Raw genomic sequence first — 17,175 nt, 5'->3', positions numbered from 1 at the left:
AGGTGTTCGACGGGCTTTGAGGCGGGAAGGTGCACCCCTGTGGGCACGGCGACCTCGCCGAGATAGGGCACGTGATCACGCGCTGTCCTGGATTCGAGGCTGCCATCGCGGCGGGGGCGCCGCTCCCACGGGGACTGGCTCTTGTGGGAGCGGCGCCTCGCCGCGATGGGGCCTTTGATCGGGCGCCGCCTCCTGTTTCAGGGCGTAATCGTAGCGCGGGCGATCAGCCCTCGTCGTCGCCAGCAGTGGCCGCTGCCTTCGCCGCCTTGTCCGCGGCCAGCATCTGGACGCGGGTTTCCGGCGTTTCCAGACTGACGCGACCGATCACGCCGTCGCGGTAGTCCTGCAGCAGCGTGAAGGCCGCCTTCTCCAGATCCGGTGCGCCGCCCTTGATGCGATAGCCACGCCGGGCGGCGATGTGTTCGATCACCGCCACGCCGTCCATGTCCGGCGTGCAGCCGTAGCGCGCGGTCAGCATCTGCGGATAGCGCGCCTGCAGCAGGTTGCCGAGAAAGGTCGCCACCTCTTCGTCGATGATGGCGTTGCGGCCGATGGCATGGCTGGCGGCCAGCATCAGGCCGTCGCTTTCGTGCTCGATCTTGGGCCACATCAGACCCGGGGTGTCGTACAGCGTGAGCCGCGGATTCAGGTGGATGCGCTGGATGCTCTTGGTGATCGCAGGCTCGTCGCCGGTGGCGGCCACTTTCTTCTTTACCAGCGCGTTCATCAGCGTCGATTTGCCGACGTTGGGGATGCCCATGATGATGAGCCGCAGCGGCTTGAGATTGTCGTCGCGGTGCGGCGCGAGCGACTGCGCGAGCGACTGGATGCGGCCGGCGTCGCCCGGCTTGCGCGCGGAAATCGCCACCGCCTTCGTATTGGGCTGGCTGTTGAAATGCTTGAGCCAGGCCGCGGTCACGTCCGGATCGGCCAGATCGGCCTTGTTCAGCAGTTTCAGACAGGGCCGGTTCCGGTGCGTGCGGATGGCGTGGATCATCGGATTGCTGCTTGCCTCGGGCACGCGGGCGTCGAGCACTTCGACCACCACGTCGACCGATTTCATCGCGTCGGTCGCGTGCTTGCGCGCGGAGGTCATGTGACCGGGAAACCACTGGATGGCCATGGGAGGAACCGAACGGCGGGAAAGCGCGCCATTGTACCGGTCCGCCGAACCGCCGCGCCGCATGACCGGTCGAAGCCGCATTCCGCCCCGGAGACCGCCCATGCTCGTCCGCCTGATCTACGCCAGCCGTGTCCACCCGGACCTCACCCCTTCGGACATCGATCACATCCTCGCGCACTCGCAGGCGAACAATGCGCGCGACGGGGTGACCGGTGCGCTGTGCTATACCGGCGGCGTGTTCCTGCAGTGTCTGGAAGGCGGGCGCAAGGCGGTGAACGAGGTCTATCACCGTATCGCCGGCGACCCGCGTCACACCGAACCGGCCCTCCTGTCATTCAGCGAAATCGTCGCCCGCGAGTTTGGTGACTGGGCGATGGGCTATGTCGCCCACACCGCCGACAACCGGGCGCTGTTCCTGAAGTACTGCCCGCTGCCGCAGTTCGACCCGTACACCATGAGCGCGGCCTCGATCGAGGCGCTGCTGCAGGAGCTGATGGGCGTGGCGCGCTGGCGCTCGCCACGCTGAACGCGCCCCGCCTCAGTCGACGGTCAGCGCCGCGCCATCCGAACGCGGGTCGGACGCGCCTTCAAGCCGTCCGTCAGGGTGGCGCACGATGAGGCCGGCGTGGCCGGCGCTGTCGTCGAAGTCGGCCAGTCTTTCCACCGCATGCCCGCGCGCGGTCAGCGCCTCGAATACCTCGGCCGGAAAACGACCTTCCAGTTTCAGCGTTTCGCTGGCCGAACCCCAGGTGCGGCCGAGCAGCCAGCGCGGCGCCGATACCGCCTGTTTTACGTCCAGACCGAAGTGCAGGTGGCGCAGCAGCACCTGGGCCTGGAACTGCGGCTGACCGTCGCCGCCCATGCTGCCATACACCACGGTACGCCCGTCCTTCAGCTGCGCCAGCGGCGGATTCAGCGTATGGAAGGGCTTGCGGCAGGGCTCCAGCACATTGAGTGCGCCGGCCTGAAGCGAAAAGCTGATGCCGCGGTTCTGCCACAGCACGCCGGTGTCGCCGGCCACCACCCCGCTGCCGAACTCGTGATAGATGCTCTGGATGAAGCTCACCGCGCGGCCGTCGCGGTCCACTGCGCCCATCCACACGGTGTCGCCGGGCGCGGTGCGCACCCGGCCGCCGGCGCGCTCGGTATCCACGCCGTCGGCCAGCGAATCGAGGCATTCCGGCGTGAGCAGCGACTGTGCATCGACCCTCATGCGCGCCGGATCGCTCAGATAGCGGTCGCGCACCATGAAGGCCTGACGGCTGGCTTCGACCAGGCGGTGGATGAAATCGGCGGACTGATCGCCCTGCTCGCCGAGCCCGATACGCTCGAGCTGGCCGAGGATGAGCAGCGACAACAGGCCCTGGGTCGGCGGCGGCATGTTGTACATGCGGCCCAGCCGGTGTTCGAGCATCAGCGGCGTGCGCCACTGCGCGCGGTGGGCGTGGAAATCGGGCAGGCGCAGCGGGCTGCCGGCGCGTTCCAGCGCGCTCGCCATCTGCCGGGCCAGATCGCCGGTGTAGAAGTCGCCCAGCCCGGCCTGGACCAGATGGGCCAGGGTGTCGGCCAGACGCGGCTGATACAGGGTCTGGCCGGCAGCCGGCGCTTCGTCGCCGGGCAGGAAGTGCCGTGCGAAGCCTGGCTGCCCGCCCACTTCGGCCTGTTTGGCCTTCAGGCTGCGCGCCAGATTGGGGCTGACCGCAACGCCGTGCCTTGCGTACTGTTCGGCGTCACGCAGCAGCCTCGACAGCGGCAGGCGTCCGCCGGCTTCGGCAGCAGCCTGCTGGGCGAGCTGCCAGCCGGACACGGTGCCCGCCACGGTCAGCGCGGCCAGCGGGCCGCGACTGGGGATGCGGTCCTCGATGTCCTGATCCATGTACCAGTGCCGGCTGGCCAGCGCGGCGGCCGCGCCGCAGGCATCGATGGCGCGCGGTGCTTGGCCCGGTTCGGCGATCAGCCAGAAGCCGTCTCCGCCGAGCGCGTTCATGTGCGGGTACACCACGGCAATGGTGGCGGCCGCGGCAATCATGGCTTCGATCGCGTTGCCGCCTTCGCGCATCACGTCGCGCGCGGATTCGGCGGCCAGATGATGGGGGGCAACGGCGATGCCGCCTGCAGATGCGGTCATGGTCTGCTCCGGTGGGGTCGTCGGCAGGTCCGGCGCGATTGCCCCAGATGCCCTGTGCCGCTATGGTGCATCAGTCTGGCGCGATGCGCACGATGCGGGCATGCGTGCGGGTGATTCCCCCGCTGCGCGCCCTTATGAGCGCATGAGGCTTCGGCATGCATCTTGCCAAGCGTGAGTGCCACCCTGTTCATTCCTGCTCCGATCGATGTACGACCTTCCTTCCCTGATACAGCGCCTGCGCGCTTTCCGTCTGCGCATCGGGCAGTTCATCCTGCGCCGTCGTCATTACGCCTACTTGAAGGTGTGGGTCGGACGGCTGGTGCTGTGGGGCGGCGCGGTGAGCGTCGGTCTGCTGGCGGTCGGCTTTGCCCGCCTGTCGGATCACGCGGTCCATTACTTCCGCGACGGTGCGATGGTCTGGTGGTGGCTGCCTTTCGTCGTCACGCCGCTCGGTGGCGCCTTCTGTGTCTGGATCACGCGCCGCTGGTTCGCCGGTGCCGAGGGCAGCGGCATTCCGCAGACCATCGCTGAAATGTCACGGCCGGCGTCGCCCGGCTGGCGGCCCTTGCTCTCATTGCGCATCGTTTTCGGCAAGGTGCTGGTCGGCGCAGCCGCGGTCGGCAGCGGTTTCTCTCTCGGGCGGGAAGGTCCGACCGTGCAGGTCGGCGCCTCGCTGATGAACGCGCTGCACCGCTGGCTGCCCGGCGCGCTGCACATTCCGCGCACCCACATGCTGGTGGCCGGCGGGGCGGCCGGCATCGCGGCCGCCTTCAATACGCCGCTGGCCGGCATTGCCTTTGCCATCGAAGAACTGACACGCAGCGTCGAGGCGCGCATGAGCGGCCTCATCATCACCGCCATCGTGCTGGCCGGCATCGTGTCGCAGGCCATGCTGGGCAAGGCCAGCTATTTCGGTCAGATCGCCATCGCCGGCAGCGACCGTGACATGGCACTGGCCGTGGCGGTGACCGCACTGGTGTGCGGGGTGGCGGGCGGCCTGTTTTCGCGCATGCTCATCATTGCGTCCACCTCGTGGCGCGGACCGCTGGCCGATTTCCGCCGCCGCCGTCCGGTGCTGTTCGCCGCGCTGTGCGGCCTGCTGGTGGCGGCGCTGGGCGTGGTCAGCGGCGGGCTGAGCTTCGGCAGCGGCTATACCGAAACCCGCCATCTGCTGCAGGGCGAGGCGCAGCTCGACTGGCATTACGCACCGCTCAGATTCATCGCCACGCTCATTGCCTACCTGAGCGGGCTGCCCGGCGGCATCTTTGCGCCCAGTCTCGCCATCGGTGCCGGCATCGGCCACGATCTGGCGCCGCTGCTGGGCCAGCAGGCGCATCCGGGCATGCTGCTGGTGCTGTGCATGGCCGGCTTTCTGGCCGCGGTCACCCAGGCACCGATCACCGCCTTCATCATCGTGATGGAAATGGTCGACGGCTACTCGGTCATCATCGGCCTGATGGCGGTGTCGCTGCTGTCGGCCGGCGTGTCCCGTCTGTTCAGCCAGCCGCTGTACCACACGGTGGCCAGACACTTCCTGGCGCGGAACACGCCGCCGCCCTCCTGATCAGCCGCGAGGGAAGGGCATCCAGACGTGCTGGCGGTAGTCGTACATCTGGCAGTCGTTCAGCACCGTCAGGAATTCCTTCAGTGTCAGTTTCACCGTCTTTACGTGGCCGCTGAAAGTCGTTTCCAGCGACGCCTGGGTTTTCACCAGCCGGTACAGCGGAATCTTCTTGTCCACGTGGTGGGCGGTGTGCTGGAACACGCGGGCGAAGGAAAAATCCAGCCAGGCCGGTACTTCGGTGTGGATCGAGCCTTCCACCTGGGCACGGAAGTAGTTCCACTCGTCGCGGTTGTCGTACCAGCGTATGGTCGGGTAGGTGTGGTTCTGGATGGTGACGAAGGTCATCACGTAGTTCCACACCAGGAAGGGCAGGCCGACGCTCAGCACGAGGTTCCACGCGAACTGCGCGCCGTCGGCGGCAAACAGGTAGGCCATGAACACCTGGAAGCCAAGGAAGCCGAAAACCGCGACGAAGTCGGCCAGCACCACCATGGCTGGCACCTCCTTGCCGTTTTCCGAGCGGCGCAGAATGAGCACCTTCCACCAGATGTCGAACAGGTAGTAGCAGCCGAAGCCCCAGATGCTGCGGTAGAAGCGGTGCACGCGCTTCTGCCAGGGTGACAGTGCGGCGAACTCGTCCGGCGACATCGGCGGATAGACCGGATCCATGCCTTTCAGATTGGTCCAGCCGTGATGCATCTTGTTGTGCTCGATCTTCCACGAGCACACCGGATGCAGCGAAGGCATGAAGGCCAGCGTCGCGTACAGCCGGTCGAAGAACGGCCGGTTGGTCAGCGAGCCGTGCGCGGCGTCGTGGCCGATCACGAACATGATGCCGATGGCCTGGCCGCTCATGACGCCGAACAGCGCCTTGAGGGCCAGATTGTCCATCGACAGCGACAGCGTCCACAGCCCGGCGAACAGGCTGGTCACGGTCAGGAAAAGCAGGCTGCCGAGCGGCAGGCTGTAGGCGTAGGCGATGTCGGGCAGCGTCGAGCGCACGTCGAGTGGCGTGGGGCAGCGTTGGGTCACGGCTGTACTCCTGGATGAAGGGCGTGGATCAGGCGGCGACCGGCTGGGCGCTCATGTGCAGCGGCAGCGCGCGCATGCCGCGGAAGCCGAAGTTGGGCAGCCACTCCGGGTGGTCGGTCGGGGCGGTAATGTGCGGGCAGCGCGCCAGCAGCACGGTGAAGGCGATTTCGGCCTCCAGCAGTGCGAGGCGGGTACCGATGCAGACATGGGCGCCGTGACCGAAGGCGAAATGCGTGGTGTCTTCGCGCCGGATGTCGAAGCGGTCTGCGTCCGGGTAGCGGGCTTCGTCGCGGTTGCCGGAGGCGATGATGGGCACCACCATCTGGCCGCGCCGTATCGTGGCGCCGGCGTACTCGAAGTCCTCGGTGGCCAGCCGCACCAGGTACTGCACCGGGCTGTCGTAGCGCAGCATTTCGCGCACCGCGTTCGGAATCAGCGCCGGGTCGTCCTGCAGCGCCTGCATCTGTGCCGGGTGGCGCAGCAGCGCCAGCATGCCGTTACCGAGCAGGTTGCGCGTGGTTTCGTGGCCGCCGAACATGAGCATGGCGCACTGCGACGCCACCTCTTCGGCGGTCAGCGCTTCTTCGTTCTCCTCGATGCGTATCAGCAGGCTGATCAGGTCCTCGCCCGGTTCGCGCCGGCGCTGTTCGACCACACGCTCGAAATAGCGGGTCATCCCGATCAGGCTGTCGCGTCCGCGGTGCGCCACCTCGATGGAACTGGCCGGATTGCCGAAGAAGCGGGCGATGTGGTCCGACCACTCGATGAAGGTGTCCTGGTCGCCTGCATCCACGCCCATCAGTTCGCAGATCACCAGCGCCGGGAAGGGATGGGCGAAGCGCCCCATGTAATCGACCGGGCCTTCGGCCGGCAGGCGGTCGATCAGGCCGTGCGCGGTACGCGTGATGGCGCCGCGCCAGGCCTCGATCACCTGCGGTGCGAAGCCCTTGTTCATCAGCTTGCGCAGCAGGGTGTGCGCCGGCGCGTCCTGGAACAGCAGCCACATGCCGAACAGCCGGTTGAATTCGTCGAAGGCCGGGCGTTCGGCCTCCGGCAGCAGCGCGCTGTAGCAGTGGCTGCGCTGCGCGCTGAGGCGGGCATCGCGCAGCACCGGGCCGATGTCGGCATGGTGCGGCAGCAGCCAGGCACCCCCCAGGAAGTCACCCGCCCAGTGGGCGCGGCCGGATGCACGCAGCATCCGGTAGGTCGGGTAGGGGTCTGCGATGAATTGCTGGTCGAACATGGGCGGGTACTCCCTGTGTCGTGGCGAAAGAATGGGGCTGCCGTCATTCCTTTTGGGTGACGACAGGCTGCAATGCAGCGAACGTTTCGCCCCGGCAGGTAGATAAGGTCCGGGGCGTTTTTCCATCGGAACGCGGCGGTTGATGCGCCGTGTTCCGATGATCAGGTGATGAGTCCGGGCCGGCCCGGACAAAGGTCAGGCGACGGCGAACAGCGCCGGACGGTGCAGGCGACGGCGCAGCAGCAGTGCGCCCAGACCGAGCGGGAACAGCAGCGCGGCGGACGGCTCCGGCACCGGCGCGGCGACCGCGCTGGCCAGTTCGCCTGCGAGCATGGAATAGGCCTGCGTGCTCAGATGGATCGAATCCCAGAAAAAGTATTCGCCGGGCGCACCACAGGCCGCAAAGGCGGCCCCGTCATAGGCGAAGCACGGATCCTGCGCATTGGTCAGACCGCCCGGCCGCGCACCGGCCAGTACGCCGGCGATCGTGTCCTCGTACCATTTCTGGGTGTCGAAATGCATCAGGTTCAGGCCCGCGTTGCTGCCGTCGATCGCGCCGAGCAGACCGCCCAGCCGGTCGTTCATCGCATTCACGCCGTCGTGCAGCAGGCCGCGCAGTGCCGGATCGCTGGCGTAGAAGGGGGCCCAGAAGGGTTCGTACTCCAGCGAAATGCTGTCCAGCACGATGATGTTGCGGGCGCCGGCGCCGATCAGCGTGCTGACGTTGGCCGCGATGTCGTCGGCCGCCTGCATGCCGGCCCGGGTCAGTGCGTCACGCCGGCTGGCGTCGTCGATCGAGTTTGGCAGCGCCTGGCCCAGCCCCCAGAAGTCGTTGTGTCCGCCCCAGACGAAATAGAGTGCGTTGGCGTCCGCCACGCCGGTGGCGGAGAGGTGCGTACCGATCTGGTCACTCAGGCCGGTCTGGCCGATGTCGGTATTCACGAAGGGCAGCACGTTGCCGTGTCCGCTCAGCGCGCCGGTCCAGGCGTAGTTGGTCAGGCCGACGCCGAGCGAGCCGGCCAGGTACTCGACCGCCGACGGGCCATTGGTCGGTCGTCCCTGATAAAAACCGTCCGCGTAGCCCGGAATGGCGAAGGGCGGCCACCAGGCCAGCACTTTCTCGATGGGTTGTGCTGCCAGCGCGCCCACAAGATTGCCGGTGTCGGAGAAGCTGTCGCCGAACGAGTACATGGCCGAATAGCCGGCCGCCCAGCCAGGCTGGCTGATGCCTGACAAGGTCATGACAATCGCCAGTCGGCGCATGAAAGTGCTCATTCCTAACTCCCCTCGTCAAATCGGTATTTGTGTTGGTTTTCGATTCCGCCTGTCATGTCCGGGTGTCGATGGGTCACGATGACTTCAGGCTGAAATCGCGGCTTCGCCCTGAGCAATACCCATGCCCGGTGCATCGGCGGATGGCGGCCAGGCCACCTCGATAGACCATGGAAGGGATTTTCGGCGGTGCATCAGAGGGCCTTGCAATGAGGCGTGCAGCCGGCGGGAGAATGGCCTGTTTCGCTTGCCTGAAAACGCTATCAACGCCTTTGCCATCAGGTCGCGGATGCCTGATGGATGAGGTGTGGATATCGGTTCAGACGCTGGAATGCGTCATGAATACGTAATGGGCATTCATTTTCGACGTGCGTCGATACAGGTGTCTCAATGCTGGACAGATTGTGTCCAACGGTTAAAAAGGTGTGCTGATCGATAGCGTGCTTCCGTTTTCAGTGCCTGATCGCTGCCGGAATCGCCCTCTCCGGGTGCCTGTGTTCCATGCCGGATCAATGTGTCGGGGGAGTTGCTTTGTGTCCTCTGCATATCGAAAAGTCATCTCCGGATCCCGCCTTTCCGGATGTTCCGGTGCTACCGGGCATGCCCTGGCACGGTTATGGCTACGCAGCGCCTCGGTGCCGTGCGCTCAGCACGGAGAAGACTTACGAACGGGGCGAACATCAGCGTGGATCCGCAGAAGGAAGGTCTGTTGGCGTGGATCATCGAAAGGCTGGCCGAAGTGCTGGGCCACGATGCGTCACGCATTCACGCGTACAGCGCGCTGGAGGAGCTCGGCCTCGAATCGATGTCGGTGGTCGCGATGGGGCGGGTGCTCGAAGCGCACTTTCCGCTGCTGTCGAAGACCTTCCTGTACGACTGCAGGACGGTGGGTGACGTGCCCGACTATCTGCTGTCGCGCTTTCCGGACGAGGCGGCGCGGCTGTCCGCTTCGCTGCGGCCTGCGGCCGGCGCCGCAGCGGCCCTGCCGCGCTTCAGCGACGAGTGGGTCACGCTTGATGACGAGGGCTGCGCGGCGACAGGGGTTACTGATCTGACGATCGCCATCGTCGGTGTCGCTGGCCGCTATCCGGGCGCCGAAAACCTGGAGTCCTTCGCGGAGGCCCTTGAGGCCGGACGCGATGCCATCACCGAGGTGCCGGCCGAGCGCTGGTCCGCCGACGGGCTGTTCAGCCGCGATCCGGTGGCGCGTGCGCAGTGGGCCAGCATGTCGAAGTGGGGCGGTTTCCTGCGCGACGTCGACGCCTTCGATTCGGCCTTTTTCGGCGTGTCTGCGGTCGATGCCGACGTGATGGATCCGCAGGAGCGCCTGTTCATCGAGTGCGCCTGGCATGCACTGGAACACGCCGGCCTCGGTCCGGAACGCCTGCCGCGCACGCAGCCGGGTGGCGCGGCGCGCGTCGGCGTTTTTGCCGGCATCACCACGCTGTCCTATCCCCTGCTGGGCGAGGCGCACTGGCGCAGCGGCGGTGGCCAGGTGCCGACTGCCATGCCCTGGTCGGTGGCCAACCGTCTGTCCTGGCTGCTCGATTTCGACGGGCCCAGCGTTGCGCTCGACACCGCCTGCTCGTCGTCGCTGACCGCGCTGCACCTGGCCTGCGAAAGCCTGCGTCGTGATGAATGTGCGGTCGCGCTGGCCGGTGGCGTGAACCTCTATCTGCACCCGTCCAAGTACGTGCAGCTGAGCCAGCAGCGCATGCTGTCACCCACCGGTCGCTGCCACGCCTTTGGCGATGCGGCTGACGGTTTCGTGCCGGGTGAGGGCGTGGGCGTTGTCGTGCTGCGTCGGCTGGCCGATGCGCGCGCGGCGGGTGACCGCATCCTTGGCGTCATCCGCGCCACCGGCATCGCCCATGGCGGTCGCACCACCGGCTACACGGTGCCCAGTTCGCGCAGCCAGGCCGCGCTGATCCGCGACACGCTGGAGCGGGCCGGGCTCGATGGCACGCGCATCGGCTATGTCGAGGCGCATGGAACCGGCACCCGGCTGGGCGACCCGGTCGAGGTCGAGGGCCTGCTGGAAGCGTGGGGTACGGCGCGTCCGCAGCGCTGCGGGCTGGGTTCGGTCAAGACCAATATCGGTCACCTTGAGTCGGCGGCCGGCGTTGCCGGGCTGACCAAGCTGCTGCTGCAGTTTCGTGCGCGAACGCTGTTTCCGTCGCTGCACTCCGCGCGCATCAATCCGGCCGTCGATCTGGCGCGCACGCCTTTCCACATTCCGCAACGGGGCGAACCCTGGCCCGACGGTGAGCGGCCGCGCTGCGCCGCCCTCAGCTCTTTCGGCGCTGGCGGCGCCAACGCGCATGTGCTGGTCGAAGAATGGGCCGGTACCCCGACGGACGTGGCCGGCGGACCGCTTGCTCATCTGTTTCCCTTTTCCGCCAGCGATGACGAACAGCTCGACGCGGTGATCGCCCGCTTCCGCGACTGGCTTGCGCCGCGGATGCGCGATCTCGACAACCCGGCCGGCCGCGCCCGCATCGCGGCGACGCTGCAGCTGGGCCGCACGCCGCAGCGCGCGCGTGCGCTGGTTACCGCCGCCACACTGGCCGAACTGCTGCGGAAGCTTACGGGCGACGACATGCAGCGTGGCGCCGCGAGTGTGGCAGGGAATGCGGCAGCACAACCCGACGCCGACACCGCCGATCCGCTCGTGATCGCCGCACGCTGGCTGGCCGGTGCGCCGGTCAGGTGGGCGACCGGATGGCCGGTCCAGCCGCGTCCGGTCGATCTTCCCGGCTACCCCTTCCGCCGCACCCGGCACTGGATCGGTGGCGGGCAGGCTGCTGCGGCGGTGCGCTTCGACAGTGCTGTCACGCCCGATCCGGCCCCGGATGCGCTGCGCATCGAGCCCGACGACTGGCGGGCCCGCAATCACGTGGTCGACGGTCACGCGGTATTTCCCGCAGCCGGTTTCCTGCAGTTGCTGGCGGCGACCTTGCCCGGCAGCGGCGCGCTCGAGTTCCGCGACCTGATGTGGGGGCGACCGCTGGTGCTCGATGCACCGGCCACGCTGCGGCTGGAGCGGCAGGCGGACGGACGTTGCGCGGTGCATGGCGCGCCCGGCGATGGCGCCTCCGCACACCTGCGCGGCACGCTGCACGCGGCCACCGCGTGCGATGCTGCATCCACGATGGCCATCGGGCGGCCTTCCGCTCCGTTCGACCGCGACGCCTTCTATGCCCGCTTCGAGCGCATGGGTCTGGCCTACGGGCCTGATTTCAGACCGGTGCAATCGCTCGTGCGAGAGGCCGACCACGCGCTTGCCGAACTGTCGGTGAGCCAGCGCGACGGCGTCGGCCGCTTCGACCCGGCCCTGCTTGACGGCGTGTTCCAGTGCGCGGTGGCGCTGGCGCCGGAATCGGTGCTGTCGTCCGGGCGGGCCTTCGTACCATTCTCGATGCGCCGCTTCACGCTGCATGCACCGCTGCCCGGGCGTGTGCGTGTGCGCATCGATTACCGCGGCACGCCGGCGCCGGGTCTGCATGCGTTCGATTTCCGGGCGTGCGACGACGGCGGCACCGTGCTCGCGGACATTGAAGGCTTCTGCTTCCGCGCCTGGGACGGCGCGCGCAGCGCGCCGCTGCACCTGCTGCAGCGCAGCTGGACTGCGTGCGAAGCGCTCCGTCCGGTTGCCTTGCCGACCGGGCCGCTGCTGCTCGCCGCCGGCGCAGGCGTCCGTCTCGACGGCCTTGAATCCAGACTGCGCCGGCTGCATCCGGTGCAGACGCTGTGGCGGGTCGATACCGCGCCGCGCTTCCGCTTTCATGACGACTCGCGCGTGGACATGGATGCGACCGACCCGGCACATCGGCGAGCGCTGCTCGAACTGCTGCAGCACCGCGACGCCTTCCCGGACACCGTGGTGTGGCTGGCGGGCAGCGCGCGCGACATGGTCGAAGCCGATGTGCGACGCTTCGTCGCGCTGGCGCAACTGCTGGTCGGTGCGCTGGGCGCCCGCGCGCTGCGTCTGGTCTATGTCGGTACGCCGTCGGCAGACGATGCGCGCTGCTTTCACGCGGCGATGGGCGGCTTGCTGAAAAGCCTGCATCTTGAGGCGCCACGTGTGTCGGCCGTGCTGCTCGAACTGGATGCGGCCACCCTCGACGACCCGGTGCGGCGCGCCGACGCGATCGCGGCGGCGCTCGCCCACCCGGCGTCGCCCGGTCACGCGCCGCGCCTGCGCGTGCAGGACGGCCGGCTTGAAGAAGCCCGCTTCGCCTGGCTGCACGCGCCGGCCGACGGCTGGCAGCCCACCCGCGGTGCTACCTATCTCATCACGGGCGGCATGGGGGCGCTGGGTCGCACCTTCGCGCGCTGGCTGGCTGGTTGCGGCGTGCATGTCGCGCTGCTCGGCCGCAGTCCGCTCGACGAAGAGGGCGCCCGTATCGTGGCTGCGCTCGGCGGCGACGGCACTTCGGTCATTTACGTGCAGGGCGACGCCACCGACGCCGTGTCGCTTGCCGGCGCGCTGCAGCAGGTCAGGGCGACGCTGGGCCCGGTCAGAGGCGTCATCCACGCCGCCGGCGTGCTGCGCGACGCCTTCTTCGTCAAGCACGGCGACGACGACTGGCAGGCGGTGCTGGCACCCAAGATCACCGCCGCACGCCTGCTCGACGAGGCGACGCGAGACGACCCGCTGGAAGCTTTCGTGCTGTTCTCGTCGCTGGCCGGCGCGCACGGCAATGTCGGCCAGAGCGTCTATGCCTATGCCAATGCCTGGCTGGACGACTACGCCGGTCTGCGTGCGCAGGCGGTCGCTGCAGGCCGACGCAGCGGTCGTACGCTGGCGCTGGCCTGGCCGCTGTGGCGCAGCGAGGACGGCATGCAGGCGCCGCCGCCGGTCATGCAGTGGATGGCCGAGCGCGGGCTCGAACTGCTGGACGCCGAACAGGGCATACAGGCGCTGCGCGCCGCGATGGCGAGCACCGTGGCCGACGTTGTGGTGTGCAGCGGCCGGCGCGAGGGCGTGGCCCGGCTGATGAATGTGGACGACGGGACATCCGGCGATACCCCACCTGCTGCCGCCTCAGTGCCGGTCGAGCTGCCCGCGGGCGATGTCGTGCCGGCGCTGTGCGGTCGTCTTGGCGACATGCTGGCGCGCGCCTGCGGCATCGCCCGCGCGCGCATCACGCCGGGTACGCCGCTGCAGTCCCTGGGGCTGGATTCCATCATGGTGATGGACCTGAACGGCGAACTCGACACCCATTTCGCATCGCTGCCCAAAACGCTGCTGTACGAAGCCGACACGGTGCAGGATCTCGCCTCGCGCATCATCGCGTCCGAGCCACAGGCTGCAGCACGTTTCGCCGGTGCAGACGCACCGACTCCCGCGGCCGCACCGGCCATGATCATGCCGTCGCCGGTGCCGTCATCGCCGTTGTCTGCACAATCGAAGCCCGAGCCGGCGACCACGCCCCCCGATGACGCGCATGGCCTGGCGATCGCCATCGTCGGCATGGCCGGTCGCTATCCTCGCGCCGCCGACACCGACGCCTTCTGGGACAACCTGCTGCAGGGCATGGACTGCGTTGGCGAGCTTTCGCAGCGCTGGCCGGACGACCCTGCCTTCGCCCGGCGCGAGGGTGAGGCGGCGAAGACCGGCGCCTACGCGCGCTGGGCCGCGCTGATCGACCAGCACGACTGTTTCGATCCGCTGTTCTTCGGCATCGCGCCGCGCGACGCCGAGCGCATGGACCCGCAGGAGCGACTGTTCCTCGAAACGTCCTGGCTGGCCATCGAGAATGCCGGCTACACGCCGCAGACCTTGCAGTCGCCGCAATCGCGCGCGGGTGCGCGGGCACGCGTCGGCGTGCTGGCCGGCGTCATGTACGGCGAGTACCAGTATTACGGCGCCGGCGGTTCGGCCACGCTGACCAATTCGTCCTACGCCGCCATTGCCAACCGCGTGTCCTACACGCTGGGTTTCAGCGGCGCCTCGTTCGCGCTGGACAGCATGTGCTCGTCCTCGCTGACCGCACTGCACACCGCCTGCCTGCTGCTGCGCGCCGGCGAGTGCGACGCGGTGCTGGCGGGCGGCGTCAATCTGTCCAGTCATCCCTATCGCTACCGCATGCTGAGCGAGCTGCAGTTCGCTGCCAGCGACGGCCGCTGCCGCAGCTTCGGCGCCGGTGGCGACGGCTATGTGCCGGGCGAGGGCGTCGGCGTGGTGGTGCTCAAGCGGCTGGCCGACGCACTGCGCGACGGCGACCACATTCACGGCGTCATCCGCGGTTCGGCGCTCGGTCACGGCGGGCGCACTTCGGGCTTCACTGTGCCGACGCCGGTCGGGCAGAGCGAAGTGATCGCTGACGCCTTCGCCGGCGCCGGCGTGCCGGCATCGCGGCTGGGCTATATCGAGGCGCACGGCACCGGCACCGGTCTCGGCGACCCGATCGAACTGCGCGGCCTGGCGATGGCGCTCGAAGGCGCGCTGGAGGGGCAGGTGGTGCCCATCGGCTCGGTCAAGTCGCAGATCGGCCATCTCGAATCCGCTGCCGGCATCGCTGCGCTGACCAAGGTGCTGCTGCAGATGCGACACGGCCGGCTGGCGCCGTCGATACACAGCGAGCCGGCGAACCCGAACATCGATTTCTCGAAGCTGCCCTTCCGCGTGCAGGCCGCTGCCGCCGACTGGCCGGCGCCGCGCGATCCGGCAGGCCGGCCCTTGCCGCGGCTGGCGGCGGTCAGTTCGTTCGGTGCGGGGGGCTCGAACGCGCACATCGTGGTCGAAGAATGGCCCGCGGTGACGCTGCCGGATCTGCCCGGGCCGCACATCGTCGTGCTGTCGGCGCGCACGCCGGACACGCTGCGCACGATGGCGCAGTCGCTGGCCGTCCATGTCGAGCGCGCAGTGCAGCGTGGCGAAACGCTGTCGCTGGCCGATCTGGCAGCCACGCTGCGGGTGGCGCGGGTCGCCCAGCCCAACCGGCTGGCGCTGATCGCCGACGACCTGCCGTCGCTGGTCGCGCGGCTGCGCGCCAGCCTGGCCGGCGAGTTCTGGCAGCTCGACGCCTCGGTGCTGCCGCCGGGTGTGTTCAAGGGCGTGGCCGATGCCGAAAGCGCGCCCGCACCGGTCGGCGGCGCACCCGACACGCTGGCGCGTGCCTGGGTCAGCGGCGCCTTCGACGACTGGAACGCGCAAGCGGTGCCGCAGTTGCGTCGCCGCGTACCGCTGCCGGGCACCGCCTTCCAGCGCCGGCGCTTCTGGGCGCAGCCGGTCGTCGCTTCACCGGTAATGAAGATCGAACAGCCGGTGGCGGCCTATGCCGCTGCACCGACGCCGCCGCGCGAGGTGCCGGCGCACGTCGCACCGGTGCTGTCTCCGCGCGACATCCTCGAACGCGTGAAAACCGGCCGCATGACGCCGGACGAAGCCAAGCGTCTGCTCGCCGGCATGCGCGCCACCGCAGACCAGTAAGCGCAAACCCAAGGACAGACATGACGAATTTCGATCACACGGTGGGCATCATCGGCGGCGGCGCCTCCGGCATCGGCGTTGCCAAGGCGCTGAGCGAAGCCGGCCTTGATTTCGAGGTGCTGGAAGCCAGCAGCGGCCTGGGCGGCAACTGGCAGCCGAACGGGCCGGCTTCGAAGATGTACGGCTCGGTGCATCTGATCAGTTCGCGCCGCAACACCCAGTTTTCCGACCTGCCGATGCCGGAGGGCTATCCGCACTACCCGCGGCACAGCCAGATGTATGCCTACCTGATGTCGGTGGCCGAGCGCTACGCGGTCGCCGCCCACACCCGTTTCGACACCCGCGTACTGCGTGCGCGCCCGGATGGCGGGGGCTGGCGCTGCGAACTGGCCGACGGCAGCGTGCGCCGCTACGCCCATCTGGTGGTGGCCAACGGCCTGCTGCGCATTCCGCTGGTGCCGAAGTTCGACGGGCATTTCGACGGCGAAAGCGTGCACTCGGGCGATTACCGGTCGGCCGACCAGTTCCGCGGCAAGCGCGTGCTGGTGGTGGGCGGCGGCAATTCGGGCTGCGACATCGCGGTGGACGCGGCACTCAATGCCGACGCGGCTTTCCACTCGACCCGGCGCGGCTACCACTACATGCCGAAGTTCGTCGATGGCAAGCCGACCCAGGAATGGCTGATGGACATCGCGCCGAAGTTCACCGATGCCCAGGCCTACTGGGACCACGTCGGCGCGGTGTTCAAGCTGGCCGGTTTCGACGGCACCGACTTCGGCCTGCCGGCGCCGGACCACCGGATCGACGCCGCACACCCGATCATGAATTCGCAGGTGCTCTATCACATCGGCCACGGTGATCTGGCCGCCCGGCCGGACATCCGCCGCATCGACGGCCGCACCGTCGAATTCACCGATGGCAGCCGCGAGCAGATCGACCTCATCCTGTGGGCCACCGGCTTCCGCACCGACCTGTCCTTCTTCGACCCGGCCGATTTCGACGCGCGCGCCGACCTCGACCGGCTGTTCCTGCGCATGGTGCCGCAGCGCCACGACAACCTGCTGTTCGTCGGCTATCTGAATACGCCGTCCGGCCTCGGCAACGTACTGAACATCACTGCACGCTTCGTCGCCGCCTGCCTGCAGGCACGGATGGCCGACAGCGACAGTTTCCGCCGGCTGCAGCAGATGAAGCAGCAGCCGGAGCGGCTGGACCTCGGACAGGGCCGCTTCATGGACACCGACCGCCACCGCTACGAGGTCGACCTGTGGAAGTACATCCGCGCGGTCAATTTCGTCACCGGAAAGCTGCTCGACGGCGTCGCCCAGCGCGCGCCGGCCGATGCGCTGACCGCATGAGCACCGATTTCATCACG

Annotated in this window: 9 protein-coding genes; 4 read left to right on the top strand and 5 right to left on the bottom strand. The window is 68.3% G+C overall.

Annotated features, from left to right (window positions below; translation table 11 throughout):
* Window positions 1-223: 223 nt before the first annotated feature.
* Complete coding sequence (ylqF, locus tag METUNV2_RS0112065; RefSeq protein WP_026188112.1) at window positions 224-1,123, bottom strand: ribosome biogenesis GTPase YlqF; 900 nt, start codon at window positions 1,121-1,123, stop codon at window positions 224-226.
* A gap of 100 nt (window positions 1,124-1,223) precedes the next feature.
* Between ylqF and METUNV2_RS0112060 the strand changes: the two genes are divergently transcribed.
* The gene (locus METUNV2_RS0112060; RefSeq protein WP_018229736.1) at window positions 1,224-1,649 is read left to right on the top strand and encodes a BLUF domain-containing protein; all 426 of its coding nucleotides are present in this window, start codon (window positions 1,224-1,226) and stop codon (window positions 1,647-1,649) included.
* Between the two features lie 12 nt (window positions 1,650-1,661).
* Here METUNV2_RS0112060 and METUNV2_RS0112055 read toward each other — a convergent pair whose 3' ends face one another.
* Window positions 1,662-3,251 carry a gamma-glutamyltransferase family protein gene (locus METUNV2_RS0112055; RefSeq protein ID WP_018229735.1) on the bottom strand — a complete coding sequence of 530 codons (1,590 nt, stop codon included), beginning with the start codon at window positions 3,249-3,251 and terminating at the stop codon, window positions 1,662-1,664.
* 205 nt (window positions 3,252-3,456) lie between these two features.
* Between METUNV2_RS0112055 and METUNV2_RS0112050 the strand changes: the two genes are divergently transcribed.
* Window positions 3,457-4,815, top strand: a complete 1,359-nt coding sequence (locus tag METUNV2_RS0112050; protein ID WP_018229734.1) for a chloride channel protein — start codon at window positions 3,457-3,459, stop codon at window positions 4,813-4,815.
* Here the strand turns inward: METUNV2_RS0112050 and METUNV2_RS0112045 are convergent, their stop codons facing one another.
* The 3 genes from METUNV2_RS0112045 to METUNV2_RS0112035 all read right to left on the bottom strand — a co-directional run bounded on the left by METUNV2_RS0112045 (window position 4,816) and on the right by METUNV2_RS0112035 (window position 8,365).
* Window positions 4,816-5,847, bottom strand: a complete 1,032-nt coding sequence (locus METUNV2_RS0112045) for a fatty acid desaturase (protein WP_018229733.1) — start codon at window positions 5,845-5,847, stop codon at window positions 4,816-4,818.
* Window positions 5,848-5,875: 28 nt separating this feature from the next.
* The gene (locus METUNV2_RS0112040) at window positions 5,876-7,090 is read right to left on the bottom strand and encodes a cytochrome P450 (RefSeq protein ID WP_018229732.1); all 1,215 of its coding nucleotides are present in this window, start codon (window positions 7,088-7,090) and stop codon (window positions 5,876-5,878) included.
* 195 nt (window positions 7,091-7,285) lie between these two features.
* Window positions 7,286-8,365 (bottom strand): SGNH/GDSL hydrolase family protein, encoded by a 1,080-nt coding sequence (locus tag METUNV2_RS0112035; RefSeq protein WP_232415672.1) that lies wholly within the window; start codon window positions 8,363-8,365, stop codon window positions 7,286-7,288.
* Between the two features lie 682 nt (window positions 8,366-9,047).
* On the opposite strand from METUNV2_RS0112035, the gene METUNV2_RS0112030 reads away from it, so the two are divergent.
* Together METUNV2_RS0112030 and METUNV2_RS0112025 are read left to right on the top strand one after the other, a co-directional pair.
* Window positions 9,048-15,800: an SDR family NAD(P)-dependent oxidoreductase gene (locus tag METUNV2_RS0112030; RefSeq protein WP_018229730.1), complete on the top strand. Its 6,753-nt coding sequence runs from the start codon at window positions 9,048-9,050 to the stop codon at window positions 15,798-15,800.
* A gap of 20 nt (window positions 15,801-15,820) precedes the next feature.
* Window positions 15,821-17,158, top strand: a complete 1,338-nt coding sequence (locus tag METUNV2_RS0112025; protein ID WP_018229729.1) for a flavin-containing monooxygenase — start codon at window positions 15,821-15,823, stop codon at window positions 17,156-17,158.
* The last annotated feature ends 17 nt before the right edge of the window (window positions 17,159-17,175 follow it).

The sequence above is a fragment of the Methyloversatilis universalis EHg5 genome, from assembly GCF_000378945.1.
Classification (GTDB): Bacteria; Pseudomonadota; Gammaproteobacteria; order Burkholderiales; family Rhodocyclaceae; genus Methyloversatilis; species Methyloversatilis universalis_A.
Note: the sequence above shows the minus strand (reverse complement) of the source record. Positions and strands in the feature narration are given on the sequence as shown.

What these genes read in the sequence shown, in the direction of transcription:
- ylqF (WP_026188112.1), bottom strand. Translation starts at nt 1,123, where the DNA reads ATGGCCATCCAGTGGTTTCCCGGTCACATGACCTCCGCGCGCAAGCAC.
- METUNV2_RS0112060 (WP_018229736.1), top strand. Translation starts at nt 1,224, where the DNA reads ATGCTCGTCCGCCTGATCTACGCCAGCCGTGTCCACCCGGACCTCACC.
- METUNV2_RS0112055 (WP_018229735.1), bottom strand. Translation starts at nt 3,251, where the DNA reads ATGACCGCATCTGCAGGCGGCATCGCCGTTGCCCCCCATCATCTGGCC.
- METUNV2_RS0112050 (WP_018229734.1), top strand. Translation starts at nt 3,457, where the DNA reads ATGTACGACCTTCCTTCCCTGATACAGCGCCTGCGCGCTTTCCGTCTG.
- METUNV2_RS0112040 (WP_018229732.1), bottom strand. Translation starts at nt 7,090, where the DNA reads ATGTTCGACCAGCAATTCATCGCAGACCCCTACCCGACCTACCGGATG.
- METUNV2_RS0112035 (WP_232415672.1), bottom strand. Translation starts at nt 8,365, where the DNA reads ATGAGCACTTTCATGCGCCGACTGGCGATTGTCATGACCTTGTCAGGC.
- METUNV2_RS0112025 (WP_018229729.1), top strand. Translation starts at nt 15,821, where the DNA reads ATGACGAATTTCGATCACACGGTGGGCATCATCGGCGGCGGCGCCTCC.